46 protein-coding genes and 1 pseudogene are annotated in these 26347 nt (G+C 49.7%); 7 read left to right on the forward strand and 40 right to left on the reverse strand.

What is annotated here, in order from left to right; all coding sequences use genetic code 11:
- The first annotated feature begins 351 nt into the window (after positions 1 to 351).
- A complete protein-coding gene (locus ACJHW7_RS23600; protein WP_001286216.1) occupies positions 352 to 906 on the forward strand; it encodes a gamma carbonic anhydrase family protein in 555 nt (184 codons plus the stop codon).
- On the opposite strand, the gene ACJHW7_RS23605 is transcribed toward ACJHW7_RS23600, so the two are convergent.
- The 6 genes from ACJHW7_RS23605 to dprA are packed head-to-tail and all read right to left on the reverse strand — an operon-like array spanning position 882 to position 4676.
- Positions 882 to 1139, reverse strand: a complete 258-nt coding sequence (locus tag ACJHW7_RS23605) for a DUF1488 domain-containing protein (RefSeq protein WP_001070563.1) — start codon at positions 1137 to 1139, stop codon at positions 882 to 884. The two genes, ACJHW7_RS23600 and ACJHW7_RS23605, sit on opposite strands and share 25 nt — an antisense overlap.
- The gene (gene aroE, locus ACJHW7_RS23610) at positions 1136 to 1954 is read right to left on the reverse strand and encodes a shikimate dehydrogenase (protein WP_000451211.1); all 819 of its coding nucleotides are present in this window, start codon (positions 1952 to 1954) and stop codon (positions 1136 to 1138) included. Before aroE ends, ACJHW7_RS23605 begins: the two co-directional genes overlap by 4 nt.
- A 4-nt stretch (positions 1955 to 1958) precedes the next feature.
- Positions 1959 to 2531, reverse strand: a complete 573-nt coding sequence (gene tsaC / locus ACJHW7_RS23615; protein WP_001297709.1) for an L-threonylcarbamoyladenylate synthase type 1 TsaC — start codon at positions 2529 to 2531, stop codon at positions 1959 to 1961.
- Between the two features lie 4 nt (positions 2532 to 2535).
- Positions 2536 to 3078 carry a type I DNA topoisomerase gene (locus tag ACJHW7_RS23620; RefSeq protein ID WP_001129723.1) on the reverse strand — a complete coding sequence of 181 codons (543 nt, stop codon included), beginning with the start codon at positions 3076 to 3078 and terminating at the stop codon, positions 2536 to 2538.
- A gap of 28 nt (positions 3079 to 3106) precedes the next feature.
- Positions 3107 to 3580 (reverse strand): DUF494 family protein Smg, encoded by a 474-nt coding sequence (gene smg, locus ACJHW7_RS23625; RefSeq protein WP_000460672.1) that lies wholly within the window; start codon positions 3578 to 3580, stop codon positions 3107 to 3109.
- Entirely contained in the window at positions 3552 to 4676 is a 1125-nt protein-coding gene (dprA, locus tag ACJHW7_RS23630) for a DNA-protecting protein DprA (protein WP_000228535.1), read from the reverse strand. The genes smg and dprA overlap by 29 nt, the downstream gene beginning before the upstream one ends.
- A 129-nt stretch (positions 4677 to 4805) precedes the next feature.
- Here dprA and def point away from each other — a divergent pair, with 129 nt between their 5' ends.
- The 5 genes from def to mscL all read left to right on the forward strand — a co-directional run bounded on the left by def (position 4806) and on the right by mscL (position 9550).
- The gene (def, locus tag ACJHW7_RS23635) at positions 4806 to 5315 is read left to right on the forward strand and encodes a peptide deformylase (RefSeq protein WP_000114984.1); all 510 of its coding nucleotides are present in this window, start codon (positions 4806 to 4808) and stop codon (positions 5313 to 5315) included.
- A 14-nt stretch (positions 5316 to 5329) separates the two neighbouring features.
- Positions 5330 to 6277 carry a methionyl-tRNA formyltransferase gene (gene fmt / locus ACJHW7_RS23640; protein ID WP_000004432.1) on the forward strand — a complete coding sequence of 316 codons (948 nt, stop codon included), beginning with the start codon at positions 5330 to 5332 and terminating at the stop codon, positions 6275 to 6277.
- 45 nt (positions 6278 to 6322) lie between these two features.
- Complete coding sequence (rsmB, locus tag ACJHW7_RS23645) at positions 6323 to 7612, forward strand: 16S rRNA (cytosine(967)-C(5))-methyltransferase RsmB (protein ID WP_000744779.1); 1290 nt, start codon at positions 6323 to 6325, stop codon at positions 7610 to 7612.
- A gap of 21 nt (positions 7613 to 7633) precedes the next feature.
- Complete coding sequence (gene trkA / locus ACJHW7_RS23650) at positions 7634 to 9010, forward strand: Trk system potassium transporter TrkA (protein ID WP_000691382.1); 1377 nt, start codon at positions 7634 to 7636, stop codon at positions 9008 to 9010.
- Between the two features lie 129 nt (positions 9011 to 9139).
- Positions 9140 to 9550 carry a large-conductance mechanosensitive channel protein MscL gene (gene mscL / locus ACJHW7_RS23655; RefSeq protein WP_000022439.1) on the forward strand — a complete coding sequence of 137 codons (411 nt, stop codon included), beginning with the start codon at positions 9140 to 9142 and terminating at the stop codon, positions 9548 to 9550.
- On the opposite strand, the gene arfA is transcribed toward mscL, so the two are convergent.
- From arfA to rpsJ, 31 genes are all read right to left on the reverse strand, one after another.
- On the reverse strand, positions 9547 to 9765 hold the full coding sequence (gene arfA, locus ACJHW7_RS23660; protein WP_000092696.1) for an alternative ribosome-rescue factor ArfA: 219 nt from the start codon (positions 9763 to 9765) through the stop codon (positions 9547 to 9549). The two genes, mscL and arfA, sit on opposite strands and share 4 nt — an antisense overlap.
- 55 nt (positions 9766 to 9820) lie before the next feature.
- The gene (gene zntR / locus ACJHW7_RS23665; protein WP_000285607.1) at positions 9821 to 10246 is read right to left on the reverse strand and encodes a Zn(2+)-responsive transcriptional regulator; all 426 of its coding nucleotides are present in this window, start codon (positions 10244 to 10246) and stop codon (positions 9821 to 9823) included.
- Positions 10247 to 10256: 10 nt separating this feature from the next.
- Positions 10257 to 10625 carry a DUF1992 domain-containing protein gene (locus ACJHW7_RS23670; protein ID WP_000266492.1) on the reverse strand — a complete coding sequence of 123 codons (369 nt, stop codon included), beginning with the start codon at positions 10623 to 10625 and terminating at the stop codon, positions 10257 to 10259.
- A gap of 106 nt (positions 10626 to 10731) precedes the next feature.
- Positions 10732 to 11115 (reverse strand): 50S ribosomal protein L17, encoded by a 384-nt coding sequence (gene rplQ, locus ACJHW7_RS23675; RefSeq protein WP_001216368.1) that lies wholly within the window; start codon positions 11113 to 11115, stop codon positions 10732 to 10734.
- 40 nt (positions 11116 to 11155) lie between these two features.
- Positions 11156 to 12145, reverse strand: a complete 990-nt coding sequence (locus ACJHW7_RS23680; protein ID WP_001162094.1) for a DNA-directed RNA polymerase subunit alpha — start codon at positions 12143 to 12145, stop codon at positions 11156 to 11158.
- A gap of 25 nt (positions 12146 to 12170) precedes the next feature.
- On the reverse strand, positions 12171 to 12791 hold the full coding sequence (gene rpsD / locus ACJHW7_RS23685; RefSeq protein WP_000135224.1) for a 30S ribosomal protein S4: 621 nt from the start codon (positions 12789 to 12791) through the stop codon (positions 12171 to 12173).
- Positions 12792 to 12824: 33 nt separating this feature from the next.
- Positions 12825 to 13214, reverse strand: coding sequence for a 30S ribosomal protein S11 (rpsK, locus tag ACJHW7_RS23690; RefSeq protein WP_001029684.1), 390 nt, complete (start codon positions 13212 to 13214; stop codon positions 12825 to 12827).
- Between the two features lie 16 nt (positions 13215 to 13230).
- On the reverse strand, positions 13231 to 13587 hold the full coding sequence (gene rpsM, locus ACJHW7_RS23695; protein WP_000090775.1) for a 30S ribosomal protein S13: 357 nt from the start codon (positions 13585 to 13587) through the stop codon (positions 13231 to 13233).
- Between the two features lie 146 nt (positions 13588 to 13733).
- Positions 13734 to 13850 (reverse strand): 50S ribosomal protein L36, encoded by a 117-nt coding sequence (gene rpmJ, locus ACJHW7_RS23700; protein ID WP_000868187.1) that lies wholly within the window; start codon positions 13848 to 13850, stop codon positions 13734 to 13736.
- 31 nt (positions 13851 to 13881) lie between these two features.
- Positions 13882 to 15213 (reverse strand): preprotein translocase subunit SecY, encoded by a 1332-nt coding sequence (secY, locus tag ACJHW7_RS23705; RefSeq protein ID WP_001118861.1) that lies wholly within the window; start codon positions 15211 to 15213, stop codon positions 13882 to 13884.
- Positions 15214 to 15220: 7 nt separating this feature from the next.
- Positions 15221 to 15655 carry a 50S ribosomal protein L15 gene (gene rplO, locus ACJHW7_RS23710; RefSeq protein WP_001238917.1) on the reverse strand — a complete coding sequence of 145 codons (435 nt, stop codon included), beginning with the start codon at positions 15653 to 15655 and terminating at the stop codon, positions 15221 to 15223.
- A 3-nt stretch (positions 15656 to 15658) separates the two neighbouring features.
- A complete protein-coding gene (rpmD, locus tag ACJHW7_RS23715) occupies positions 15659 to 15838 on the reverse strand; it encodes a 50S ribosomal protein L30 (protein WP_001140433.1) in 180 nt (59 codons plus the stop codon).
- A 3-nt stretch (positions 15839 to 15841) separates the two neighbouring features.
- A complete protein-coding gene (gene rpsE, locus ACJHW7_RS23720; RefSeq protein ID WP_000940121.1) occupies positions 15842 to 16345 on the reverse strand; it encodes a 30S ribosomal protein S5 in 504 nt (167 codons plus the stop codon).
- 14 nt (positions 16346 to 16359) lie between these two features.
- Positions 16360 to 16713 (reverse strand): 50S ribosomal protein L18, encoded by a 354-nt coding sequence (rplR, locus tag ACJHW7_RS23725; RefSeq protein WP_000358960.1) that lies wholly within the window; start codon positions 16711 to 16713, stop codon positions 16360 to 16362.
- Between the two features lie 9 nt (positions 16714 to 16722).
- A complete protein-coding gene (gene rplF, locus ACJHW7_RS23730; RefSeq protein WP_000091945.1) occupies positions 16723 to 17256 on the reverse strand; it encodes a 50S ribosomal protein L6 in 534 nt (177 codons plus the stop codon).
- Between the two features lie 12 nt (positions 17257 to 17268).
- Complete coding sequence (gene rpsH / locus ACJHW7_RS23735; RefSeq protein WP_000062611.1) at positions 17269 to 17661, reverse strand: 30S ribosomal protein S8; 393 nt, start codon at positions 17659 to 17661, stop codon at positions 17269 to 17271.
- A 33-nt stretch (positions 17662 to 17694) separates the two neighbouring features.
- Positions 17695 to 18000, reverse strand: coding sequence for a 30S ribosomal protein S14 (rpsN, locus tag ACJHW7_RS23740; RefSeq protein ID WP_001118930.1), 306 nt, complete (start codon positions 17998 to 18000; stop codon positions 17695 to 17697).
- Between the two features lie 14 nt (positions 18001 to 18014).
- Positions 18015 to 18554 (reverse strand): 50S ribosomal protein L5, encoded by a 540-nt coding sequence (gene rplE, locus ACJHW7_RS23745; RefSeq protein WP_001096200.1) that lies wholly within the window; start codon positions 18552 to 18554, stop codon positions 18015 to 18017.
- Between the two features lie 14 nt (positions 18555 to 18568).
- Positions 18569 to 18883 carry a 50S ribosomal protein L24 gene (gene rplX, locus ACJHW7_RS23750; RefSeq protein ID WP_000729185.1) on the reverse strand — a complete coding sequence of 105 codons (315 nt, stop codon included), beginning with the start codon at positions 18881 to 18883 and terminating at the stop codon, positions 18569 to 18571.
- 10 nt (positions 18884 to 18893) lie between these two features.
- The gene (rplN, locus tag ACJHW7_RS23755; RefSeq protein ID WP_000613955.1) at positions 18894 to 19265 is read right to left on the reverse strand and encodes a 50S ribosomal protein L14; all 372 of its coding nucleotides are present in this window, start codon (positions 19263 to 19265) and stop codon (positions 18894 to 18896) included.
- Between the two features lie 164 nt (positions 19266 to 19429).
- Positions 19430 to 19684: a 30S ribosomal protein S17 gene (gene rpsQ, locus ACJHW7_RS23760; RefSeq protein ID WP_000130100.1), complete on the reverse strand. Its 255-nt coding sequence runs from the start codon at positions 19682 to 19684 to the stop codon at positions 19430 to 19432.
- On the reverse strand, positions 19684 to 19875 hold the full coding sequence (rpmC, locus tag ACJHW7_RS23765) for a 50S ribosomal protein L29 (protein WP_000644741.1): 192 nt from the start codon (positions 19873 to 19875) through the stop codon (positions 19684 to 19686). The genes rpsQ and rpmC overlap by 1 nt, the downstream gene beginning before the upstream one ends.
- Positions 19875 to 20285 carry a 50S ribosomal protein L16 gene (rplP, locus tag ACJHW7_RS23770; RefSeq protein WP_000941212.1) on the reverse strand — a complete coding sequence of 137 codons (411 nt, stop codon included), beginning with the start codon at positions 20283 to 20285 and terminating at the stop codon, positions 19875 to 19877. The genes rpmC and rplP overlap by 1 nt, the downstream gene beginning before the upstream one ends.
- 12 nt (positions 20286 to 20297) lie before the next feature.
- Positions 20298 to 20999 (reverse strand): 30S ribosomal protein S3, encoded by a 702-nt coding sequence (gene rpsC, locus ACJHW7_RS23775; RefSeq protein ID WP_000529945.1) that lies wholly within the window; start codon positions 20997 to 20999, stop codon positions 20298 to 20300.
- A gap of 17 nt (positions 21000 to 21016) precedes the next feature.
- On the reverse strand, positions 21017 to 21349 hold the full coding sequence (rplV, locus tag ACJHW7_RS23780) for a 50S ribosomal protein L22 (protein ID WP_000447529.1): 333 nt from the start codon (positions 21347 to 21349) through the stop codon (positions 21017 to 21019).
- 14 nt (positions 21350 to 21363) lie between these two features.
- Positions 21364 to 21642 (reverse strand): 30S ribosomal protein S19, encoded by a 279-nt coding sequence (rpsS, locus tag ACJHW7_RS23785; protein WP_001138117.1) that lies wholly within the window; start codon positions 21640 to 21642, stop codon positions 21364 to 21366.
- A gap of 16 nt (positions 21643 to 21658) precedes the next feature.
- Positions 21659 to 22480, reverse strand: a complete 822-nt coding sequence (gene rplB / locus ACJHW7_RS23790; RefSeq protein ID WP_000301864.1) for a 50S ribosomal protein L2 — start codon at positions 22478 to 22480, stop codon at positions 21659 to 21661.
- A 17-nt stretch (positions 22481 to 22497) separates the two neighbouring features.
- Positions 22498 to 22800: a 50S ribosomal protein L23 gene (gene rplW, locus ACJHW7_RS23795; protein WP_000617544.1), complete on the reverse strand. Its 303-nt coding sequence runs from the start codon at positions 22798 to 22800 to the stop codon at positions 22498 to 22500.
- Positions 22797 to 23402, reverse strand: a complete 606-nt coding sequence (rplD, locus tag ACJHW7_RS23800; protein ID WP_000424395.1) for a 50S ribosomal protein L4 — start codon at positions 23400 to 23402, stop codon at positions 22797 to 22799. The genes rplW and rplD overlap by 4 nt, the downstream gene beginning before the upstream one ends.
- Before the next feature lie 10 nt (positions 23403 to 23412).
- The gene (rplC, locus tag ACJHW7_RS23805; RefSeq protein WP_000579833.1) at positions 23413 to 24042 is read right to left on the reverse strand and encodes a 50S ribosomal protein L3; all 630 of its coding nucleotides are present in this window, start codon (positions 24040 to 24042) and stop codon (positions 23413 to 23415) included.
- 32 nt (positions 24043 to 24074) lie between these two features.
- Positions 24075 to 24386, reverse strand: coding sequence for a 30S ribosomal protein S10 (gene rpsJ / locus ACJHW7_RS23810; RefSeq protein ID WP_001181004.1), 312 nt, complete (start codon positions 24384 to 24386; stop codon positions 24075 to 24077).
- Positions 24387 to 24764: 378 nt separating this feature from the next.
- Between rpsJ and ACJHW7_RS23815 the strand changes: the two genes are divergently transcribed.
- Positions 24765 to 25232 carry a prepilin peptidase gene (locus ACJHW7_RS23815; RefSeq protein ID WP_000339836.1) on the forward strand — a complete coding sequence of 156 codons (468 nt, stop codon included), beginning with the start codon at positions 24765 to 24767 and terminating at the stop codon, positions 25230 to 25232.
- Here ACJHW7_RS23815 and bfr read toward each other — a convergent pair.
- From bfr to tuf, 3 genes and pseudogenes are all read right to left on the reverse strand, one after another.
- A complete protein-coding gene (gene bfr / locus ACJHW7_RS23820; protein ID WP_000675515.1) occupies positions 25229 to 25705 on the reverse strand; it encodes a bacterioferritin in 477 nt (158 codons plus the stop codon). The two genes, ACJHW7_RS23815 and bfr, sit on opposite strands and share 4 nt — an antisense overlap.
- Positions 25706 to 25777: 72 nt before the next feature.
- Entirely contained in the window at positions 25778 to 25972 is a 195-nt protein-coding gene (gene bfd / locus ACJHW7_RS23825) for a bacterioferritin-associated ferredoxin (RefSeq protein ID WP_000289090.1), read from the reverse strand.
- A 182-nt stretch (positions 25973 to 26154) separates the two neighbouring features.
- Positions 26155 to 26347, reverse strand: a pseudogene (tuf, locus tag ACJHW7_RS23830) (elongation factor Tu); the annotation flags it as partial.

Raw genomic sequence — 26347 nt, forward strand, 5'->3', positions numbered from 1 at the left:
TTGTCTGATAAATTGTTAAAGAGCAGTTGCGACGCGCTTTAGCGCACTGTCGCGAGGTGGCGTATATTACGCTTTCCTCTTTCAGAGTCAACCCTGAATTTCAGGATTTTTTCTCTTCGTTGTTACGACCATCTTGTGAAGTGTTTCACGTTGTCGTCTCAACGGAGGCGCATTATAGGGATCCCAATTTTTTGCACAAGTATTTTTTTGATCTTTTTTTCTGTTTGTTGTTTTTTCACCCTTTTTGCTGCAATCGCACACAAAACGGTGCTTTTTTGCATACTAAAAGACTTGCACAAGGCCAATAATGCCCCCAAAGTCATTAGTAAATCATTTATTGCTGAGGTAAGTATGTCTGATGTTTTACGCCCATACCGCGATCTTTTTCCACAAATCGGTCAGCGCGTAATGATCGACGATAGCAGTGTCGTGATTGGTGACGTTCGTCTGGCTGATGATGTGGGGATCTGGCCGCTCGTTGTGATTCGTGGAGATGTACATTATGTACAGATCGGAGCACGCACCAATATCCAGGATGGCAGTATGTTGCATGTCACTCATAAATCCTCGTACAACCCAGATGGCAACCCATTAACCATTGGCGAAGATGTCACTGTTGGTCACAAGGTGATGCTCCACGGCTGCACCATTGGCAATCGAGTTTTGGTTGGGATGGGCTCAATTTTACTTGATGGCGCAATAGTAGAAGATGATGTGATGATTGGTGCGGGTAGTCTGGTCCCACAAAATAAACGGCTGGAGAGCGGATATCTGTATCTCGGTAGCCCCGTCAAACAGATCCGCCCGTTAAGTGATGAAGAGAAGGCTGGGTTACGCTATTCCGCGAATAATTACGTGAAATGGAAGGACGAATATCTGGATCAGGGTAACCAGACCCAGCCTTGATCATCTTCACTTTGTTCCTGAATTAAGTTTTCCGCTTCTTCTTCCAGATCCCAGCGATGCTGACGAAAACTCGCTAACCACTGTTCTGGCGTATCTCCAGTAAAACGATACGCCAGACTCTCGCCAGAGATCGCACATGTCAGTTGCATGCCATTCACGAGAGCGGGAAAACATACACATTTTTTATTCTCGTCCCACTCTTCTCTGTCCGGAAACTGGATGGCCTGATTCACGCGGACAATTCCTCCTGCAATTGCTTTATAACTGGTTCTACGTCAGGCAGAACACCGTGCCAGAGAAGAAAGGCATGAGCCGCCTGTGCCACCAGCATTCCTAAACCATCAGCATTACGCTTTGAGCCTCGCTGCTCACACCATGCCAGAAAAGGAGTTTTTCCTTTCTGATAGAACATGTCATAGCAATAAATGCCTGGATGAATGAGCGATGACGGGATCGCCGGAATATCACCACTGATGCCACTGGATGTTGCATTAATAATGAGATCAAACTCATGACCTTCCAGTTCGTCCATACCCAACGCCTGAATACTGCCAGTGTGCGCAAACAATTTAGCCAACTCTTCCGCGCGGGATACCGTCCGATTAGTGATTGTCACCGCACAGTCCAGGGAAAGAAGTGGCAGTAGTACGCCGCGAGATGCTCCACCAGCGCCGATGAGCAGAATACGTAAACCAGGACGGATAAAAGACAGACGTTCCAGATCGCTTAACAAACCTATACCATCGGTATTGTCACCCAGCAGGCGTCCATCTTCTAACCGCTTGAGGGTATTAACAGCACCAGCCAACGCTGCCCGTTCAGTAAGCTCATCCGCTCTGGCAAAAGCCTCTTCTTTAAAAGGCACCGTCACATTCGCACCTTTACCACCAGCACGAAAGAAAGCGTTCAGTGTGTTGATGAAATCATTGATGGGTGCCAACACGCGCCCATAGGGATGTTCAATATTCAGTTGCTGAGCAAATTGCTGATGAATGAATGGCGATTTGCTGTGGGCTATCGGATTACCAAAAACAGCATAGGTTTCCATTATGTTACCCCTGTCGAAACAGTTCACCCGTCAGGGCATCGCGGATTTCTGAAGGATTTAAACGCCCCCCCGTTTCACCAGGCACAACCGGGAACGCCGCGCCAAATTGTGCGCGAACTTCGTCTACTGTTCGACAAGGTGGCAATCCACTCAAGTTGGCACTGGTAGAAACCAGCGGTTTACCATAAGCCTGGCACAAAGCAACCACCAACGGATGGTCGGTGACTCGTACAGCAAGCGAATCAAAGCGGCCCGTCAACCAGCGCGGTGTTGTCGCAGGCGCGGGAAAGACAAAGGTGACAGGACCTGGCCAGCGGGAAAAAATGGTTTCACGCTGCGCATCAGTCAGCATGGTGTCATCAATATAGGGTTTAAGCTGCTCGTAATTTGCCGCGATTAAAATCAGCCCCTTATCAACCGGACGCTGTTTTAACTCCAACAGTCTCATCACTGCTGTTTCGCTATCAGGATCGCACCCAACACCGAAAACGGCTTCCGTTGGATAGGCGATGACACGTTCTTCATTGAGGACATCTATCGCAGCTGCGATAGCGTCTCCTTGCAGGTTATTATTCACGTTATTATTCCGCCGAAACCGGCTTTCCACATTGTTTACTGGCACAAAAGTGTTTTACACCCTGCGCGGTTTTCTTTTCGATGAGTAGTGGATAATGACACTCAGGGCATTCTCCAGCTATGGGTTTGAAGTTAATGGCAAATTGACACTCCGGGTAGCGATCACAGGAGTGAAATGTTTTGCCATAACGGGAGCGGCGCTGGACCAGATGGCCCGTCCGGCATTGGGGGCATGTAATTGCTGTTTCGTCCGGTTTATCGATAAGTTCGGTATGTTCGCATTCAGGGTAGTTACTGCAACCAATAAACATACCAAAGCGTCCCTGGCGTAATACCAGATTTGCGCCACATGCAGGGCAAACCTGCCCCTCCAGAACTTTGACAATATGTCCATCCGCTGAAGATTTCAGAGGACGGACGTAGTCACACGCCGGATACTGTGAGCATCCAAGAAACGGACCGTGTTTCCCGGATCGAATAACCAGTTCAGCCCCGCACTTTGGGCAGGACTCATTATTACGCACCGTGAACAGTGCTGATTTCGCCATAACAACTTATGCTGAATTAAAGAAATGATTAATGCAGCATACCTTCATTCACTTCAAAGAGTAATTCTTCCATTTGCTGGTACGCATTTTCGCAGCCCGGAATATTGAACAACACCATCAGGATTACCCATTTCAGGTCTTCCAGGTCGAACTCTGCGGTATCCAGCGCGAGCACTCGCTCTATCACCATTTCACGGGTTTCAAGGTTAAGCACCTGAATTTGCTCAAGGAAAAGCAGAAAACCACGACAGCTGGCATCCAGTCTTTCACACTCCTCAGGGGTATAAATACGCATGGAGAGTGGATCAGAGGCCAGTTGCATCGGTTCTGCCAGTCCTTCCTGATAATCCGCAAGCTTTTCCAGCCAAAGCAGGGCATTGTAGATATCTTCTCGATCAAATCCTGCGTCGGTAAGATCCTGTTCAAGTTTGTCTTGATCCACACGCAACTCAGCTTCTGTGTGAATATAGGTTTCAAACAAATACATTAGTACGTCGAACATGGCATGCCCTCCTCAATCGGACATAGCCGCCGGGTACAGCTGCGATCCATCCTGCTAACTCCAGTTCGAGTAGTTGAGTAACTACCTCTGGCACAGGTTGGCCGGCACGTTCAGCGACGACGTCAACAGGTGTTACCTCATCTCCTACGTTAGCCAGGAGCTCAGGAAATGGCAATGCCACGTCTTGCTGATCTGGTGAATAAAATGAATTTTCAGGGGCGTCTGGCAACCAGTGCAATCCAAATTGCAAGTTTTCCAGAATTTCTTCCGGTTCCGTCACAAGAATCGCACCTTGTTTTATTAACCAGTGAGGCCCTTCGCTTCCCGGATTCCCTATTGGACCTGGCAAGGCAAAAACTTCACGCCCCTGCTCAAGCGCACAACGTGCTGTCACCAGCGAACCACTGCGCAAAGCCGCTTCCACCACCAGTACACCTTTACTTAGACCACTGATAATGCGATTTCTTCGTGGGAAATTGTAAGCAAGGGGTGGAACATCGAGGGGAAATTCCGAGACGAGAGCTCCGCCATGTTCAAGCAGACTGGCAGCCAGTCGGGCATGGCGGCGGGGATGAATGGTATTAAGTCCATTCCCCAATACAGCAATGCTGACGCCATTTACCTGTAAGGCAGCTTTATGCGCCACACCATCGATTCCACGCGCCAGTCCACTCGTAATTGTCACTCCACGCGTCGCCAGAGTTTCGCAAAATAACCGTCCCCATCGCTCGCCATACCATGAATGCGCCCGACTCCCCACTACGGCAAGCTGAAATGAATGCAGCGCGTGCAGTTCTCCTTCAACAAACAGTGCGCCGGGGTAATCTGTCGTCACCAGAAGTTGAGGAGGATAAAATTCGCTGTCCGCAGGGATTAAATGATGGTTGGGTTGCTCCAACCAACAAAGTGAGCTTTCGATACTCTTTCGCGGAAATGAAAGAAAGCGTTGTGCCTGCCGCAATGTAAGCCCTGTTTGCTGCAATCCAACCGCATCAATTTGCGACTGTTTTGCCAGCCAGTGAGCTATACGGACCATATCATCGCCGTACAAGCTGCTGATACTCATTAAACGCAGCCAAATTTCTGTATCGACCATCCTTATCTCCCTGCCATAAGCAGCCTTAGCAATCTTTGCGATTGGTCAGTGATGCTGTCAATCAGAGGGGGATTTGTCTAGAATAGAAGAAATAATCTTTCTAACTCCTGAACACATCTCTGGAGATTTATGTCAGTTTTGCAAGTGTTACATATTCCGGACGAGCGGCTTCGCAAAGTTGCTAAACCGGTAGAAGAAGTGAATGCAGAAATTCAGCGTATCGTCGATGATATGTTCGAGACGATGTACGCAGAAGAAGGTATTGGCCTGGCGGCAACCCAGGTTGATATCCATCAACGTATCATTGTTATTGATGTTTCGGAAAACCGTGACGAACGGCTGGTGTTAATCAATCCGGAGCTTTTAGAAAAAAGCGGCGAAACAGGCATTGAAGAAGGTTGCCTGTCGATCCCTGAACAACGTGCTTTAGTGCCACGCGCAGAGAAAGTTAAAATTCGCGCCCTGGACCGCGACGGTAAACCATTTGAACTGGAGGCAGATGGTCTGTTAGCCATCTGTATTCAGCATGAGATGGATCACCTGGTCGGCAAACTGTTTATGGATTATCTGTCACCGCTGAAACAACAACGTATTCGTCAGAAAGTTGAAAAACTGGATCGTCTGAAAGCCCGGGCTTAAGGATAAGAACTAACGTGTCAGAATCACTACGTATTATTTTTGCGGGTACACCTGACTTTGCAGCGCGTCATCTCGACGCGCTGTTGTCTTCTGGTCATAACGTCGTTGGCGTGTTCACCCAGCCAGACCGACCGGCAGGACGCGGTAAAAAACTGATGCCCAGCCCGATTAAAGTTCTGGCTGAGGAAAAAGGTCTGCCCGTTTTTCAACCTGTTTCCCTGCGTCCACAAGAAAACCAGCAACTGGTCGCCGATCTGCAGGCTGATGTTATGGTCGTCGTCGCCTATGGTTTAATTCTGCCTAAAGCTGTGCTGGAGATGCCGCGTCTTGGCTGTATCAACGTTCATGGTTCACTGCTGCCACGCTGGCGCGGTGCTGCACCAATCCAACGCTCACTATGGGCGGGTGATGCAGAAACTGGTGTGACCATTATGCAAATGGATGTTGGTTTAGACACCGGTGACATGCTCTATAAGCTCTCCTGCCCGATTACTGCAGAAGATACCAGTGGTACGCTGTACGACAAGCTGGCAGAGCTTGGCCCACAAGGGCTTATCACCACGTTGAAACAACTGGCAGACGGCACGGCGAAACCAGAAGTTCAGGACGAAACTCTTGTCACTTACGCCGAAAAGTTGAGTAAAGAAGAAGCGCGTATTGACTGGTCACTTTCGGCAGCACAGCTTGAACGCTGCATTCGCGCTTTCAATCCATGGCCAATGAGCTGGCTGGAAATTGAAGGACAGCCGGTTAAAGTCTGGAAAGCATCGGTCATTGATACGGCAACCAACGCTGCACCAGGAACGATCCTTGAAGCCAACAAACAAGGCATTCAGGTTGCGACTGGTGATGGCATCCTGAACCTGCTCTCGTTACAACCTGCGGGTAAGAAAGCGATGAGCGCGCAAGACCTCCTGAACTCTCGTCGGGAATGGTTTGTTCCGGGCAACCGTCTGGTCTGATAGTCCACTCTTCTAAGCCCGGTCTTGCCGGGCGTTTTTATACTTATGAAAAAACAACGTAATTTACGTAGCATGGCGGCCCAGGCCGTTGAACAAGTCGTCGAGCAAGGGCAATCATTAAGCAACATTCTGCCACCGCTCCAGCAAAAAGTTTCCGATAAAGACAAAGCACTTCTTCAAGAGTTGTGCTTTGGCGTACTGCGTACGCTTTCGCAGTTAGACTGGCTGATTAATAAGTTAATGGCCCGTCCGATGACCGGCAAACAGCGGACCGTGCATTACCTGATTATGGTTGGTTTGTATCAACTGCTTTATACCCGCATTCCACCTCATGCTGCGCTGGCTGAAACGGTTGAAGGCGCTATCGCAATTAAGCGTCCGCAACTTAAAGGGTTGATAAACGGTGTATTACGCCAGTTCCAGCGTCAGCAAGAAGAGTTATTAGCCGAGTTTAATGCCAGTGATGCACGTTATCTGCATCCTTCCTGGTTGCTGAAGCGTCTGCAAAAAGCGTATCCAGAGCAGTGGCAATCCATCGTCGAAGCCAATAACCAGCGTCCGCCAATGTGGCTGCGCGTTAATCGTACGCATCATTCCCGCGACAGCTGGCTTGCATTGTTGGATGAAGCAGGAATGAAAGGTTTCCCGCATGCGGATTACCCTGATGCTGTACGGCTGGAAACACCTGCACCTGTTCATGCGCTACCTGGTTTTGAAGACGGATGGGTTACCGTTCAGGATGCATCAGCACAAGGTTGCATGACCTGGCTTGCGCCACAAAACGGTGAACACATTCTGGATCTTTGTGCCGCCCCCGGCGGTAAAACAACGCATATCCTTGAGGTGGCACCAGAAGCGCAGGTTGTTGCGGTTGATATTGACGAACAGCGCCTCTCTCGCGTTTACGACAATTTAAAACGCCTTGGTATGAAAGCGACCGTGAAACAAGGTGATGGCCGCTACCCTTCCCAATGGTGTGGCGAGCAACAGTTTGATCGCATTTTATTAGATGCGCCTTGTTCAGCAACCGGTGTGATTCGTCGCCATCCGGATATTAAATGGTTACGTCGCGATCGCGATATCCCGGAACTCGCGCAATTGCAGTCTGAAATTCTCGACGCCATTTGGCCGCATTTAAAATCCGGTGGAACCCTGGTCTATGCCACCTGTTCGGTGTTACCGGAAGAGAATAGCCTGCAGATTAAAGCCTTTTTGCAACGTACCGCTGATGCCGAACTTTGCGAAACAGGAACACCAGAGCAACCGGGTAAACAAAATCTGCCTGGTGCCGAAGAGGGCGACGGCTTCTTTTACGCTAAGCTAATCAAAAAGTGATGAGATAACGGGTCGCGACTGATGAAAATTATCATTCTGGGTGCCGGCCAGGTTGGCGGCACACTGGCGGAAAACCTGGTTGGCGAGAACAACGATATCACTGTTGTCGATACCAACGGTGAGCGTCTGCGGACCTTGCAGGATAAATTTGACCTGCGAGTCGTGCAGGGGCATGGCTCTCATCCACGCGTATTGCGGGAGGCAGGTGCCGACGACGCCGATATGCTGGTTGCTGTAACCAGTTCAGATGAAACCAATATGGTTGCCTGCCAGGTAGCCTACTCACTTTTCAACACCCCTAATCGCATCGCTCGCATCCGCTCACCAGACTACGTGCGCGATGCCGATAAGCTATTTCATTCAGATGCTGTACCGATTGATCATCTGATCGCACCAGAGCAGTTGGTTATCGATAATATTTACCGACTGATTGAGTATCCCGGCGCATTGCAGGTGGTGAACTTCGCTGAGGGTAAAGTCAGCCTCGCTGTGGTTAAAGCCTATTATGGCGGCCCGCTGATTGGTAACGCACTTTCGACCATGCGCGAACATATGCCACATATCGATACTCGTGTGGCAGCAATTTTCCGCCACGATCGCCCCATTCGTCCACAAGGTTCGACCATTGTGGAAGCTGGTGATGAAGTGTTCTTTATTGCCGCTTCACAGCATATCCGTGCGGTGATGAGTGAATTACAGCGACTGGAAAAACCGTATAAGCGGATCATGCTGGTTGGTGGCGGTAATATCGGTGCAGGGCTGGCGCGTCGTCTGGAAAAAGATTACAGCGTTAAACTCATCGAACGTAATCAGCAGCGCGCTGCCGAACTGGCGGAAAAGTTGCAGAATACGATCGTCTTTTTTGGTGATGCGTCGGATCAAGAACTGCTGGCCGAAGAACATATCGATCAAGTTGATCTGTTTATTGCCGTCACCAACGATGACGAGGCCAATATCATGTCCGCCATGCTTGCCAAACGTATGGGTGCGAAAAAGGTGATGGTATTGATCCAGCGTCGCGCTTATGTGGATCTGGTTCAGGGGAGTGTGATCGATATTGCGATTTCACCACAACAAGCAACTATTTCTGCGTTGCTTAGCCATGTGCGAAAAGCAGATATTGTTGGTGTTTCCTCATTGCGCCGCGGCGTAGCAGAAGCTATTGAAGCCGTTGCTCACGGTGATGAAAGCACCTCACGCGTTGTCGGCAGAGTCATTGACGAAATCAAGCTACCGCCAGGAACGATTATTGGAGCGGTGGTACGTGGAAACGACGTGATGATTGCCAATGACAATCTGCGCATTGAGCAAGGCGATCACGTAATTATGTTCCTCACAGATAAAAAGTTTATTACCGACGTCGAAAGACTCTTCCAGCCAAGCCCTTTCTTCTTGTAATTAATAAGGCGTCTAATGACGCCTTATTATTTCCCTTTGATTATCAAGGATTAATTAAATTCATTCCTGGCAGGAAAATGGCTTAACATTTGTTAGACTTATGGTTGTCGGCTTCATAGGGAGAATAACATGAGCATTATTAAAGAATTTCGCGAATTTGCGATGCGCGGGAACGTGGTGGATTTGGCGGTGGGTGTCATTATCGGTGCGGCATTCGGGAAGATTGTATCTTCACTGGTTGCCGATATCATCATGCCACCTCTGGGCTTATTAATTGGCGGGATCGACTTTAAACAGTTTGCTGTCACGCTACGCGATGCGCAGGGGGATATCCCTGCTGTTGTGATGCATTACGGTGTCTTCATTCAAAACGTCTTTGATTTTCTGATTGTGGCCTTTGCCATCTTTATGGCGATTAAGCTAATCAACAAACTGAATCGGAAAAAAGAAGAACCAGCTGCCGCACCTGCACCAACTAAAGAAGAAGTATTACTGGCAGAAATTCGTGATTTGCTGAAAGAGCAGAATAACCGCTCTTAACAAGCGCCTGAAAGCAGAAGACCAGTGGTAAAAAAGTGATTTACTTTCTTGCCACTGGCCTCCCAGTTCCCCCGATTGCCATGTTTTCCTTTTCGCATGTAACTGCCTTTCCCCTTCTTATTTTTCTCTACGCGCTGTCGGAATAAGGGATCATGTAGTAATGCTTCTATCGCATTATCCTTTATCTGCCCTTTAGTATGCTGATATCGGCTCATAAAAACTCCAATTGGTTATTTTACGGCGCGAGTGTAATCCTGCCAGTGCAAAAAATCAACAGCCACTCTTAACGCCACTCGCCCCTTGTTCAAGAGCTTCAAGAATCGAACAATAAACACTGCTATGGGCGGTCCCACAACAGGCATCGTTAAGGCGTTGCAAGGAACGCTGCATACTCTGCAACTCGGCTATCCGTGCTTCGACTTCCTGCAATCTTTCCTGCACAATGCCTTTTGACTCCTGACAGGTATGGTGTTCAGGATCGATGCGGATCGACAGCAACTCGCGGATCGACTCCAGACTGAAACCTAGTTGTCTGGCATGGCGGATAAATTTCAATCGCTGGAGATCGCTTTCGGTATACAGGCGAAACCCGCCTTCAGTACGCACTTCATGCTCCATCATCTGCTGTTTTTCGTAATAACGAATCGTGTCAGGTGTTACTTCCGCCATTTTTGCCAGCTCACCAATGCGATACATACATACTCCACTAGTTATCGTTGATTTTGTCCAACAACTTGTCAGCATAATCGCCGCGTAAAAAATCGGTACTCAATCCAGCTTGTCGCAGCTTCAATTCCAGTAATGACAATCGACGGCTAACCTCTTGATATTGCGGATCATCGTGACGGATACCTCTCAGGATATCCAGAAGCTGAATTGCTTCTCTCCGTTGCTCAAGTTCTGGCGGTAAGCAACCGGCATTCTTCAGCAAGCGATACCCCGCACGTAATTCCGGTGGCACGTGAGAATCATCATCCAGTATCAATGGTTCGCCGCTACCTGCCAGGTTATCAAACTCACCTTTCGCTTGCGCTTCTGCTATATGACGCTCTGCCCACTGGTCAAGTAACCACATAAATACTCCAGGGGATGAACAAAAAGAGTACAGCTATTGTAGATAAGTGGGGATGCTACGGGTATAAAAAAACCCGCCGGGGCGGGTTTTTTTACGTTGCTTCAGATTACTCTGCAGCAGCTTCTGCTTTCTCTGAACGATCAACCAGCTCGATGTAAGCCATCGGCGCGTTGTCGCCTGCACGGAAGCCACACTTCAGAATACGAGTGTAACCACCGGCACGGCTCGCGAAACGCGGGCCCAGTTCGTTAAACAGTTTTGCCACGATCTCGTTATCACGAGTACGGGCGAATGCCAGACGACGATTAGCAACGCTATCAGTCTTGGCAAGAGTAATCAGCGGCTCAACTACGCGGCGCAGCTCTTTCGCTTTAGGCAGAGTCGTCTTGATGATTTCATGACGAACCAGTGAACCTGCCATATTGCGGAACATAGCCTGGCGATGGCTGCTGTTGCGGTTCAGTTGACGACCACTCTTACGATGGCGCATGACCTTATCCTTCTCAGTAAAACCTTAACCTGTGATCCGGTTACTCGTCAGCGATGCTTGCCGGTGGCCAGTTTTCCAGGCGCATGCCCAGAGACAGTCCACGGGAAGCCAGCACGTCTTTAATCTCAGTAAGAGATTTTTTACCAAGGTTAGGCGTTTTAAGGAGCTCAACCTCGGTACGTTGTACCAGATCACCGATATAGTGGATAGCTTCTGCTTTAAGGCAGTTAGCAGAGCGGACAGTCAATTCCAGATCGTCAACAGGGCGCAGCAGGATCGGATCGAACTCTGGTTTCTCTTCTTTCACTTCAGGCTGACGTACATCACGTAAGTCAACGAAAGCTTCCAGTTGTTCAGCCAGAATGGTTGCCGCACGACGAATCGCCTCTTCAGGATCGATTGTGCCGTTGGTTTCCATTTCGATGACCAGCTTGTCCAGGTCGGTACGCTGTTCTACACGCGCTGCTTCAACATTGTAGGCAATACGCTCCACAGGGCTGTAGCATGCGTCGACCAGCAGACGGCCGATTGGGCGCTCATCTTCTTCCGAATGAATTCGGGTAGAAGCCGGCACATAACCACGACCGCGCTGAACTTTGATACGCATGCTAATAGACGCGTTCTCATCGGTCAGGTGGCAGATCACGTGCTGCGGCTTGACGATTTCGACATCACCGTCGTGGGTGATATCGGCTGCAGTCACAGGGCCAATGCCAGATTTATTCAAGGTAAGAATAACTTCATCTTTGCCCTGAACTCTCACCGCCAGCCCTTTCAGGTTGAGCAGGATTTCCAGGATATCTTCCTGAACGCCTTCTTTGGTGCTGTACTCATGTAGTACACCATCAATCTCAACCTCGGTCACCGCGCAACCCGGCATCGATGAGAGCAGAATACGGCGCAGTGCGTTACCCAGAGTATGGCCAAAGCCACGCTCTAAAGGCTCAAGGGTCACCTTGGCGTGCGTCGAACTCACTTGCTCGATATCAACCAGGCGCGGTTTTAGAAACTCTGTCACAGAACCCTGCATTGTGTCCTCTCTTTGGTACTAAGCTTTACTTGGAGTAAAGCTCGACGATCAGGTGTTCGTTAATGTCCGCAGACAGATCAGAACGCTCCGGCTTACGCTTAAACGTACCTTCCATCTTGCCAGCATCAACTTCCAGCCAGGTTGGCTTTTCACGCTGCTCAGCCAGCTCCAGAGCGGCTTTCACGCGAGACTGCTTCTTCGCTTTCTCACGAATGCTTACAACGTCATTCGGACTAACCTGATAAGAAGCGATGTTAACAACACGACCGTTTACCATAATTGCTTTATGGCTAACCAGCTGACGTGCTTCTGCACGAGTGGCACCGAAGCCCATACGGTATACAACGTTGTCCAGACGACCTTCCAGCAGAGCCAACAGGTTTTCACCGGTGTTGCCTTTCAGACGTGCTGCTTCTTTGTAGTAGTTACGGAACTGACGCTCCAGCACACCATAGATACGGCGAACTTTTTGCTTTTCACGCAACTGCACACCATAGTCAGACAGACGCGGTTTACGCGCACCGTGCTGGCCAGGAGCTTGTTCAATTTTACACTTGGTATCGATCGCGCGAACGCCAGACTTAAGGAATAAGTCGGTGCCCTCACGACGGCTCAGCTTGAGCTTAGGACCCAAATATCTTGCCATTTTCTTTCTCCAACAAACCTGGAAAACGAGGCGTTATACGCGACGTTTTTTCGGCGGACGACAACCGTTATGAGGGATCGGAGTCACATCAGTAATATTAGTGATGCGGAAACCTGCGGCGTTCAGAGCACGAATAGTAGATTCGCGGCCTGGACCCGGACCTTTAACCATAACTTCCAGATTCTTGATGCCGTATTCTTTCACGGCGTCAGCGCAACGCTCTGCTGCAACCTGAGCTGCAAACGGAGTGGATTTGCGAGAACCACGGAAACCGGAACCACCGGCTGTTGCCCAACCCAACGCGTTACCCTGACGATCAGTGATAGTCACGATGGTGTTGTTGAAAGAAGCATGGATATGAGCCACGCCGTCAGAGACTTGTTTTCTTACACGTTTACGTGCACGAATTGGTGCCTTTGCCATTATTCAATCACCCCGATTATTTCTTGATCGGTTTGCGCGGACCCTTACGGGTACGTGCGTTGGTCTTGGTACGCTGACCGCGAACCGGGAGACCACGACGATGACGCAAACCGCGATAGCAACCAAGATCCATCAGGCGCTTGATGCTCATGCTGATTTCACGGCGCAGATCACCTTCAACGACAAATTTGGCAACTTCGTCACGCAGCGTGTCGATTTGTCCTTCAGACAGCTCACTGATCTTAACATCTTCAGCGATACCCGCTGCAGCCAGGATGGCTTTAGAACGGGTCTTGCCGACGCCATAAATCGAAGTTAATGCGATTACGGCATGCTTATGATCAGGAATGTTAATGCCTGCTATACGGGCCACTATGCACTCCTACTATTTAATATGTACGTTCCATGCTGAAAAGCCCGTTTTCAGGATACTCAAATGGAAACGCACAGACATACAAAAGATTGGCTGGCTAATCTAGCCAGCTCAACCCAACTTTGCAAGAAAAATATGCGAAAAAATCAGCCTTGGCGCTGTTTATGCTTCGGCTCGGCACTGCAAATCACACGGATGACACCATCACGCTTAACGATTTTGCAGTTACGGCATAATTTCTTGACGGAAGCACGAACTTTCATTTTTACTCTCCGTAACTTCTCGGGCGACCAATTATCGGCCGTAGCCTTTCAGGTTCGCCTTCTTCAATGCAGACTCATACTGACTGGACATCATCAGAGTTTGCACTTGAGCCATAAAGTCCATAATCACGACAACAACGATAAGCAGTGAGGTCCCACCGAAGTAGAACGGTACTTTCATTGCATCACGCATGAACTCCGGGATCAGGCAGATAAAGGTAATATACAGCGCACCAACCAGGGTCAGGCGGGTCATTACTTTATCGATATACTTCGCCGTTTGCTCTCCCGGACGAATTCCTGGTACAAATGCACCGGACTTCTTCAGGTTATCTGCTGTTTCACGCGGGTTGAAAACCAACGCCGTGTAGAAGAAACAGAAGAAGATGATTGCAGACGCATAGAGTAACACATAAAGCGGTTGCCCAGGCTGCAAATACAGCGAAATTGTTGTCAGCCAGTTCCAACCAGTACCGCCCCCGAACCATGACGCGATGGTCGCCGGGAACAGAATAATACTGGAAGCGAAGATTGCCGGGATTACCCCCGCCATATTCACTTTCAGCGGTAAATGTGTGCTCTGTGCAGCATAGACACGACGACCTTGCTGACGTTTCGCGTAGTTTACCACAATGCGGCGTTGACCACGCTCAACAAATACAACAAAGAACGTCACTGCAAATACTAATACTGCAACCAACAGCAACACGAGGAAGTGCAGGTCGCCTTGACGCGCTTGCTCGATAGTATGGGCAATGGCTGGCGGGAGTCCCGCGACAATACCGGCGAAGATAATGATTGAAATACCGTTGCCGATACCTCGTTCAGTAATCTGTTCGCCCAACCACATCAGGAACATCGTTCCTGTGACCAGACTTACAACAGCGGTGAAGTAGAATGCAAAGCCTGGGTTAATCACCAGGCCTTGCATACCAGGCATATTCGGCAGACCGGTAGCAATACCGATCGACTGGAATATTGCCAGCACCAGAGTACCGTAACGGGTGTACTGGCTGATCTTACGACGACCAGACTCCCCTTCTTTCTTAATTTCTGCCAACGTTGGGTGAACCACCGTCAGCAGCTGGATAATGATCGACGCCGAAATATACGGCATGATCCCCAGAGCAAAGATAGAAGCACGGCTGAGAGCACCACCAGAGAACATGTTAAACATCTCAATGATGGTGCCTCGCTGTTGCTCAAGCAGTTTGGCAAGTACAGCGGCATCAATACCAGGGATCGGAATAAAAGAGCCAATACGGAACACAATCAGCGCACCGATAACAAACAGCAGTCTGCGTTTCAGCTCGCCTAAGCCACCTTTGGCACTTTGAAAATCTAATCCCGGTTGTTTAGCCATCTGCTACTTATTCCTCGATTTTACCGCCAGCAGCTTCGATAGCAGCACGAGCGCCTTTAGTAACACGCAGGCCACGAACAGTTACCGGAGTCGTTACTTCGCCAGCCAGGATCACTTTCGCGAACTCGATCTGGATACCGATAATGTTAGCCGCTTTCAGCGTGTTCAGGTCTACAACACCGCCTTCTACTTTAGCCAGGTCAGACAGACGAACTTCGGCTGTAATCGCTGCTTTACGAGAAGTGAAGCCGAATTTCGGCAGACGACGGTACAGAGGCATCTGACCACCCTCGAAACCGCGACGTACGCCACCGCCAGAACGAGATTTCTGACCTTTGTGACCACGACCACCGGTTTTACCGAGGCCAGAACCGATACCACGACCCAGGCGTTTACCCGCCTTTTTGGAGCCTTCGGCCGGAGACAGAGTATTTAAACGCATCTCTTACTCCTCAACTTTAACCATGAAGGAAACCGCGTTGATCATACCGCGAATAGCAGGAGTATCCTCGCGCTCTACGGTGTGACCAATACGACGCAGACCCAGGCCAAGCAGCGTTGCCTTGTGTTTCGGCAGACGACCGATTGCACTGCGGGTTTGAGTAATTTTAATAGTCTTTGCCATGGTTTATTTCCCCAGAATTTCTTCAACGGATTTACCACGCTTGGCAGCGACCATTTCTGGAGAATTCATATTTTCCAGGCCATCAATAGTTGCACGAACCACGTTGATCGGGTTGGTGGAACCATATGCTTTAGCCAGAACGTTATGAACCCCAGCGACTTCCAGAACGGCGCGCATTGCACCACCGGCGATGATACCGGTACCTTCGGAAGCCGGCTGCATGAATACGCGAGAACCCGTGTGAACACCTTTAACAGGGTGTTGCAGAGTGCCGTTATTCAGCGCGACGTTAATCATATTGCGACGGGCTTTTTCCATCGCTTTCTGGATCGCTGCTGGAACTTCACGCGCTTTACCGTAACCAAAACCAACGCGACCGTTACCATCGCCAACTACAGTCAGAGCTGTGAAGGAGAAAATACGACCACCTTTAACGGTTTTAGATACGCGGTTTACCGCGATCAGCTTTTCCTGCAGTTCGCCAGCTTGTTTTTCGATGTGAGCCATCTTACACCTCTACCTTAGAACTGAAGGCCAGCTTCACGGGCAGCATCTGCCAGTGCCTGGACACGACCATGATATTGGAACCCGGAACGGTCAAAGGATACATCTTTGATGCCTTTTTCCAGAGCGCGTTCAGCGACAGCTTTACCCACAGCTGCAGCCGCGTCTTTGTTACCGGTGTACTTCAGTTGTTCAGCGATAGCTTTTTCTACAGTAGAAGCAGCTACCAGAACTTCAGAACCGTTCGGTGCAATTACCTGTGCGTAAATGTGACGCGGGGTACGATGTACCACCAGGCGAGTTGCGCCCAGCTCCTGGAGCTTGCGGCGTGCGCGGGTCGCACGACGGATACGAGCAGATTTCTTATCCATAGTGTTACCTTACTTCTTCTTAGCCTCTTTGGTACGCACGACTTCGTCGGCGTAACGAACACCCTTGCCTTTATAAGGCTCAGGACGACGGTAGGCGCGCAGATCCGCTGCAACCTGGCCGATCACCTGCTTATCAGCGCCTTTCAGCACGATTTCAGTCTGAGTCGGACATTCAGCAGTGATACCCGCAGGCAGCTGATGGTCAACAGGATGAGAGAAACCCAGAGACAGGTTAATCACATTGCCTTTAACCGCTGCACGGTAACCTACACCAACCAGCTGCAGCTTCTTAGTGAAGCCTTCGGTAACACCGATAACCATTGAGTTCAGCAGGGCACGCGCGGTACCAGCCTGTGCCCAACCGTCTGCGTAACCATCACGCGGACCGAAGGTCAGGGTATTATCTGCATGTTTAACTTCAACAGCATCGTTGAGAGTACGAGTCAGCTCGCCGTTTTTACCTTTGATCGTAATAACCTGACCGTTGATTTTTACGTCAACGCCGGCAGGAACAACGACCGGTGCTTTAGCAACACGAGACATTTTTTCCTCCGATTAGGCTACGTAGCAGATAATTTCGCCACCAAGACCAGCCTGGCGCGCTGCACGATCAGTCATAACACCTTTAGAGGTAGAAACAACTGCGATACCCAGACCCGCCATAACTTTCGGCAGCTCATCTTTACGTTTATAGATGCGCAGACCTGGGCGGCTGACACGCTGAATGCTTTCTACAACAGCTTTGCCCTGGAAATACTTCAGAGTAAGTTCCAGTTCAGGCTTGGTGTCGCCTTCAACTTTAAAATCTTCAATAAAACCTTCTTCCTTCAGCACGTTGGCGATTGCCACTTTCAGCTTGGAGGAAGGCATGGTGACCGCAGCTTTGTTCGCGGCCTGACCGTTACGGATACGGGTCAGCATATCCGCGATCGGATCTTGCATGCTCATCTGTCTTTACTCCCGTGATTCAATTGGTGACAATTACCAGCTAGCCTTTTTCAGACCCGGGATTTCACCGCGCATAGCGGCTTCACGGACCTTAATACGGCTCAACCCGAACTTCCGCAGGAAACCATGCGGACGACCTGTTTGACGGCAGCGGTTACGCTGACGAGACGGGCTGGAATCACGCGGCAGAGTCTGCAGCTTGAGAACAGCGTTCCAACGATCTTCGTCGGAAGCGTTCACATCAGAGATGATCGCTTTCAGTTCAGCGCGTTTCGCGAAGTATTTATCAGCTAAAGCTACGCGTTTTACTTCGCGTGCTTTCATTGATTGCTTAGCCATTTAGTAACCCTACCTTACTTGCGGAACGGGAAGTCAAAGGCAGCCAGCAGAGCGCGGCCTTCTTCGTCAGATTTCGCAGTAGTGGTAATGGTAATATCCAAACCACGAACGCGGTCGACTTTATCGTAGTCGATTTCTGGGAAGATGATCTGCTCACGGACACCCATGCTGTAGTTACCACGACCGTCGAAAGACTTAGCGGACAGGCCACGGAAGTCACGGATACGAGGTACAGCAATAGTGATCAGGCGCTCAAAGAACTCCCACATGCGTTCGCCACGCAGAGTTACTTTACAGCCGATCGGATAGCCCTGACGGATTTTGAAGCCTGCAACAGATTTGCGTGCTTTGGTGATCAGCGGTTTTTGACCGGAGATTGCTGCCAGGTCTGCTGCTGCGTTATCCAGCAGTTTTTTGTCAGCGATCGCTTCACCAACACCCATGTTCAGGGTGATCTTCTCGACCCGAGGGACTTGCATGACAGAATTGTAGTTAAACTCAGTCATGAGTTTTTTAACTACTTCGTCTTTGTAGTAATCATGCAGTTTCGCCATCGTACTACTCCAAATTACTTGATAGTTTCGCTGTTAGACTTGAAGAAACGGACTTTTTTGCCGTCTTCGAATCTAAAGCCTACACGGTCAGCCTTGCCGGTTGCCGCATTGAAGATTGCTACGTTGGAAACCTGAATAGCGGCTTCTTTTTCAACGATGCCACCCGGTTGGTTCAGGGCCGGAACCGGCTTCTGATGTTTCTTAACCAGGTTGATACCTTCAACAATGACCTTGCCGGAAGACAGGACATTCTTAACTTTACCGCGTTTACCTTTATCTTTACCGGTTAACACGATAACTTCGTCATCACGACGGATTTTCGCTGCCATGATTCGCTCCTTAGAGTACTTCTGGTGCCAGAGAGATAATTTTCATGAACTTCTCACTACGAAGCTCACGAGTTACCGGCCCAAAAATACGCGTACCGATAGGCTGCTCGCTGTTGTTGTTCAGAAGAACACAAGCATTACCATCGAAGCGAATGACAGAACCGTCCGGGCGACGAACACCCTTCTTGGTGCGCACCACTACCGCCTTCAGCACATCACCTTTTTTGACCTTACCACGCGGAATTGCTTCTTTGATGGTGATCTTGATGATGTCGCCTACGCCTGCGTAGCGACGGTGCGAGCCACCCAGAACCTTGATACACATTACGCGACGTGCACCGGAGTTGTCGGCGACGTTCAGCATAGTCTGTTCTTGGATCATTTTAGTGCTCCGCTAATGTCAACTACTACTGAGACCCGAAAATCAGGTCGTTAAAAATCCCCATATCGAGGGCGCGGCATTATAACACCGCTTCAAGGATATGGGTAGAAAAAATAAACGGCTCATTTCTGAGCCGTTTATTCGTATCGAGAGAGTGTACTGTATTACAGAACCGCTTTCTCTACAACGCGAACCAGCGTCCAGGATTTAGTCTTGGACAGCGGACGGCATTCGCGGATTTCAACCACGTCACCGATACCGCATTCGTTGTTCTCGTCATGTACGTGCAGTTTGGTCGTACGCTTGATGAATTTACCGTAGATCGGGTGTTTCACAAAACGTTCGATAGCAACAACAATGGATTTCTCCATTTTGTCGCTAACAACGCGACCTTGCAGAGTACGGATTTTATCGGTCATTACGCACCCGCCTTCTCGTTCAGTAAAGTCTTAACGCGTGCGACATCGCGACGCACTTGCTTCAACAGGTGAGACTGTTGCAGCTGGCCACTTGCAGCCTGCATACGCAGGTTGAACTGCTCACGCAGCAGGTTCAGCAGCTCGGTGTTCAGCTCTTCAACGCTCTTCTCACGCAGCTCTTTTGCTTTCATTACATCACCGTCTTAGTTACAAAGGTGGTTTTAATCGGCAGTTTCGCTGCTGCCAGCTTGAATGCTTCACGGGCCAGCTCTTCCGGAACACCGTCCATTTCATACAGGACTTTACCCGGCTGAATCAAGGCAACCCAATACTCCACGTTACCTTTACCTTTACCCATACGCACTGCCAGCGGCTTTTCAGTGATCGGTTTGTCCGGGAACACACGGATCCAGATCTTACCTTGACGCTTAACTGCACGGGTCATAGCACGACGTGCTGCTTCGATCTGACGGGCAGTCAGACGACCACGGCCAACAGCTTTCAGACCGAAGCTGCCGAAGCTAACATCCGTACCCTGCGCCAGACCGCGGTTACGGCCTTTGTGCATTTTACGGAATTTTGTACGCTTTGGTTGTAACATCAGCGACGCTCCTTATTTACGGCCTTTACGCTGCTGCTTTTTAGGCTGAGCAGCCGGTTTTTCCGGTTGTTCAACAGCAGCCATACCACCCAGGATCTCGCCTTTGAAGATCCACACTTTAACGCCGATTACACCGTAAGTGGTGTGCGCTTCAGAGGTGTTGTAGTCGATGTCAGCACGCAGAGTGTGCAGCGGTACGCGACCTTCGCGGTACCATTCGGTACGTGCGATTTCCGCGCCGCCCAGACGGCCGCTAACTTCAACTTTAATACCTTTAGCGCCCAGACGCATTGCGTTCTGTACAGCACGCTTCATAGCACGACGGAACATAACGCGACGTTCCAGCTGAGAAGTGATGCTGTCAGCAACCAGTTTTGCGTCCAGTTCAGGCTTACGAACTTCGGCGATGTTGATCTGTGCAGGAACGCCAGCGATGTCCGCTACGACCTTACGCAGTTTTTCTACGTCTTCACCTTTTTTACCGATAACGATACCCGGGCGAGCAGTGTGAATGGTTACACGGATGCTCTTAGCCGGACGCTCGATAACGATACGAGATACGGACGCTTTAGCCAGTTCCTTAGTCAGGTACTGACGTACTTTAAAATCGCTGTCCAGGTTGTCAGCGAATTCTTTGGTGTTCGCAAACCAGGTAGAGTTCCATGGTTTTACAATACCCAGGCGAATACCATTAGGATGTACTTTCTGACCCATTGCTAGTCTCCAGAGTCTCAGCGATCGGACACAACCACAGTGATGTGGCTGGTGCGCTTCAGGATGCGATCTGCACGACCTTTTGCACGCGGCATAATGCGCTTCATGCTCGGGCCTTCGTCTACGAAAATTTTCGTAACTTTCAGATCGTCAATGTCAGCGCCATCGTTGTGTTCAGCGTTAGCAATGGCAGATTCCAGAACTTTCTTGACCAGTACAGCCGCTTTCTTGTTGGTGTAGGTCAAAATATCCAGAGCCTGCGACACTTTCTTACCGCGAATCAGGTCAGCAACAAGGCGAACCTTCTGAGCAGAAGAACGAGCATGGCGATGTTTAGCGATAGTTTCCATCTCTTCCTCCTACCTTATTTCTTCTTCGCTTTTTTATCAGCAGCGTGGCCGCGATAAGTACGAGTCGGTGCGAATTCACCCAGTTTGTGACCGACCATTTCGTCGGTTACAAATACCGGAACGTGCTGACGACCATTATGGACAGCGATGGTCAAACCGATCATGTTAGGAAAGATCGTTGAACGACGGGACCAAGTGCGCAGGGGCTTCTTGTCTCCGCTTTCCACCGCTTTCTCTACCTTCTTCAGCAAGTGCAGGTCAATAAAAGGACCTTTCTTGAGAGAACGTGGCATGGCTTATCCTCTAAAATTATTTGCTACGGCGACGTACGATGAATTTATCAGTACGCTTGTTGCTGCGGGTCTTCTTACCTTTGGTCTGAACGCCCCACGGAGTTACCGGGTGCTTACCAAAGTTACGACCTTCACCACCACCATGTGGGTGGTCTACCGGGTTCATCGCGGTACCGCGAACGGTCGGACGAACACCACGCCAGCGTGCAGCACCTGCTTTACCCAGAACGCGCAGCATATGCTCAGCATTGCCAACTTCGCCCAGAGTTGCACGGCAGTCTGCTTCTACTTTACGCATTTCACCAGAACGCAGACGCAGGGTGACATAAGCACCATCACGAGCAACGATCTGAACGTAAGTACCAGCGGAACGTGCCAGCTGACCGCCTTTACCTGGTTTCATTTCTACGTTATGAACAGTAGAACCAACCGGGATGTTGCGCATCGGCAGGGTGTTACCTGGTTTGATTGCAGCATCAACGCCAGACTGAATCTGGTCGCCAGCTTTCAGGCCTTTAGGGGCCAGGATGTAACGGCGTTCACCGTCTTTGTACAGAACCAGCGCGATGTTCGCGGAACGGTTCGGATCGTACTCAAGACGTTCAACAACTGCCGGGATACCGTCTTTGTTGCGTTTGAAGTCAACAATACGGTAAGCCTGCTTGTGGCCACCACCGATATGACGAGTGGTGATACGGCCATTGTTGTTACGACCACCGGATTTGCTGTTTTTTTCCAGCAACGGAGCAAAAGGTTTGCCCTTGTGCAGCTCAGGGTTAACCACTTTAACTACGTGGCGACGACCCGGAGATGTCGGTTTACATTTAACAACTGCCATTGTATTACTCCTCCGACTTACTCAGCGCCGCCAACGAAGTCCAGATTCTGGCCTTCTTTCAGGGTGACGTAAGCTTTTTTCCAGTCGCTACGACGACCGATACGCTGTCCGTGACGTTTAACTTTCCCTTTAACTACCAGGGTGTTAACGACTTCGACTTCGACTTCAAACAGTTTCTGCACAGCAGCTTTGATTTCTGCTTTGGTCGCGTCTTTAGCAACTTTGAGTACGATGGTGTTGGATTTTTCCATCGCAGTAGACGCTTTTTCAGAAACGTGCGGTGCACGCAGCACCTTCAGCAGACGTTCTTCACGAATCATGCCAGCATCTCCTCAACTTGCTTAACAGCATCAGCAGTCATTACGACTTTGTCGAAGGCGATCAGGCTAACCGGGTCGATACCAGTTGCATCGCGTACGTCAACCTTGTGCAGGTTGCGCGCAGCCAGGAACAGGTTTTCGTCCAGCTCACCGGTGATGATCAGCACATCTTCCAGAGCCATGTCTTTCAGTTTCTGTGCCAGCAGCTTAGTTTTCGGCGCTTCTACAGAGAACTTCTCGACAACGATCAGACGATCCTGACGTACCAGTTCGGACAGGATGCTTTTCAGCGCGCCGCGGTACATCTTCTTGTTAACTTTTTGACTGTGGTCCTGCGGACGAGCAGCAAAGGTCACGCCACCAGAACGCCAGATCGGGCTCTTGATAGAACCAGAACGCGCACGGCCGGTGCCTTTCTGGCGCCACGGTTTTTTACCGGAACCAGTTACTTCAGCACGAGTCTTCTGAGCACGAGTACCCTGACGAGCACCAGCTGCATAAGCAACAACAACCTGGTGAACCAGCGCTTCGTTGAAATCACGACCGAAGGTAGTTTCGGAAACAGTCAGCGCGCTCTGCGCGTCTTTCAATACTAATTCCATTGCTATCTCCTTACGCCTTCACAGCTGGTTTAACGATCAGGTCGCTACCGGTTGCACCCGGGACAGCACCTTTAACCAGCAGCAGGTTGCGCTCAGCGTCAACGCGTACTACGTCAAGGCTCTGAACGGTTACACGTTCGTTACCCATCTGACCTGCCATTTTCTTGCCTTTGAACACTTTGCCCGGAGTCTGGTTCTGACCGATAGAACCCGGAACGCGGTGAGACAAGGAGTTACCGTGAGTAGCGTCCTGGGTACGGAAGTTCCAGCGCTTAACGGTACCTGCGAAACCTTTACCTTTAGAGGTGCCAGTTACGTCAACTTTTTTAACGTCAGCAAACAGTTCAACGCTAATGCTCTGACCTACAGTGAACTCTTCGCCTTCAGCCAGGCGGAATTCCCACAGACCACGGCCAGCTTCTACGCCAGCTTTAGCGAAGTGGCCAGCTTCAGGCTTGGTCACACGGTTAGCTTTTTTAGCACCGGTGGTCACCTGAATAGCACGGTAGCCATCGTTAGCCAGGTCTTTAACCTGAGTAACGCGGTTTGCTTCAACTTCGATTACGGTTACTGGGATAGAAACGCCGTCTTCTGTGAAGATACGGGTCATACCCACTTTTTTACCGACTAAACCAATCATTGTTTCAACCTCTCAATCGCTCAATGACCTGATTAACCCAGGCTGATCTGCACGTCTACACCGGCAGCCAGATCCAGACGCATCAGAGCATCAACGGTTTTCTCGGTTGGCTCAACGATGTCAACCAGACGCAAGTGAGTACGGATTTCGTACTGATCGCGCGCGTCTTTGTTGACGTGCGGGGAGATCAGAACAGTGAAGCGCTCTTTGCGTGTCGGCAGCGGGATCGGACCACGGACCTGCGCACCAGTGCGCTTGGCAGTCTCGACGATTTCCGCGGTTGCTTGATCGATCAGACGATGATCAAACGCTTTCAGGCGGATACGGATTCTTTGGTTCTGCATGAGACCAGAGCTCCAATTATTTTATAAACGAAAATGATTACTCCTCAGACCCATTACGATTGATGGGAGAGTGTAACCGTTCTTACGTAGCTCCCCGATTGGGAGCATTGTTAGGTAGCCAAATTCGGCTAACTGAGGTTCAGATTGAACCTGCTGTCAACTACGACAAGCCCGCGCATTATACGCAAATCTGAGCCTGACGCAAGCATCGGGTAGAAATTAATCGCAACGCGCAGATTGCGAGCTGTATTCCACGAAATTTGTAAGGTTGTGAAGATAGCGTTTTTCACCGGAACCAGGTTAACAAATCAGCGATTTCTCTGTTGCTGAGCATCCGGAGTTATTCGATGGTGATACTCCAATTACAGAGGATGTTTTATGGACGCTAACCTTCCCTTTCTGATTTTGTACGCTTGTTTATCTGTCCTACTTTTTTTATGGGATGCAAAGCATGGCTTGTTACCTGACAGATTTACCTGCCCGTTACTCTGGTCAGGTCTTTTGTTCTCTCAGGTTTGTAATCCTGACGGTTTAGCCGATGCGTTATGGGGGGCGATTATTGGTTACGGCACATTCGCTGTCATTTACTGGGGGTATCGCATACTGCGTCATAAAGAAGGATTAGGCTATGGTGATGTGAAGTTTCTCGCCGCCCTTGGTGCCTGGCATACCTGGACCTTCTTGCCACGACTGGTTTTCCTTGCTGCCTCATTCGCTTGCGGAGCCGTAGTTGTTGGTCTGCTCATGAGAGGAAAAGAGTCATTAAAAAACCCGCTGCCGTTTGGGCCATTTCTGGCGGCTGCGGGTTTCGTTGTAGGTTGGGATAGTTTGCTAGCAGGCCGTTAATCTTTAACTTTTATTTGTGATTGCAGGTAATTTTGTAAACCGATTTTACCGATGAGATCCAGCTCAGTTTCGAGCCAGTCAATATGACCTTCTTCATCGGCAAGGATCTCGATCATCATATCACGGCTAACATAGTCATGAACGCTGTCGGCATACGCGATAGCCTCACGGAGATCCTTCGCGCCTTCCAGTTCTAATCGCAGGTCGGATTGCAGCATCTCCTCGACATCTTCACCAATCCCCAGTTTGCCTAAATCCTGTAAGTTGGGGATTCCTTCTAAAAACAAAATACGCTCGATATATTTATCAGCGTGTTTCATCTCATCGATGGATTCATGGTATTCGACGTCATTGAGACGCATCAGGCCCCAGTTTTTAAACATCCGGGCATGGAGAAAATACTGATTGATTGCGACAAGCTCATTTCCCAATAGTTTATTGAGATAATTTATGATTTTAACATCACCTTTCATTTTATAGTCCCTCCGCTTCCACTATTAGAGCGTAGATGGGGCTAGCGGGATGTCAAAAAATAAGCGTGGTCTTCAGGCAATCTCTTTAAATTCTGGCATCTGCATCAACTCGTCCTGCATCACTTCGCGCGCGGCGCGAATGCACTTACCGCATTGATTTCCCACAGGAATAAACTTACGCAATTGTTGGAAAGATTGCGGATGAAACTGACGGACTGCCTGGCGAATTTTTTTGTCACTTACACCATTACACAAACAAACGTACATGATTGCTCCCGTTCAAATTCTGCGCAAAGTGTAAATGAGAATGGTTATGATTACAATAGCACAGTTTTATTTGCGCCATAGTTCAGCGAGCAAAATTACGACTAAATATTTCGAGCTCAAATTACGGGCAGCAAAAAGGGCGCCGAAGCGCCCTTTTCAATTCAAAACTAATTAACGTGTAATTAGCCCAGAACTTTAGCAACAACGCCCGCGCCAACGGTACGGCCGCCTTCACGGATTGCGAAACGCAGACCGTCGTCCATCGCGATCGGGTGGATCAGGGTAACAACCATTTTGATGTTGTCGCCCGGCATTACCATCTCTACGCCTTCCGGCAGTTCGATGGTACCAGTCACGTCAGTAGTACGGAAGTAG

This window comes from Escherichia sp. WS1152, assembly GCF_046487665.1.
Lineage (GTDB): Bacteria > Pseudomonadota > Gammaproteobacteria > Enterobacterales > Enterobacteriaceae > Escherichia > Escherichia coli.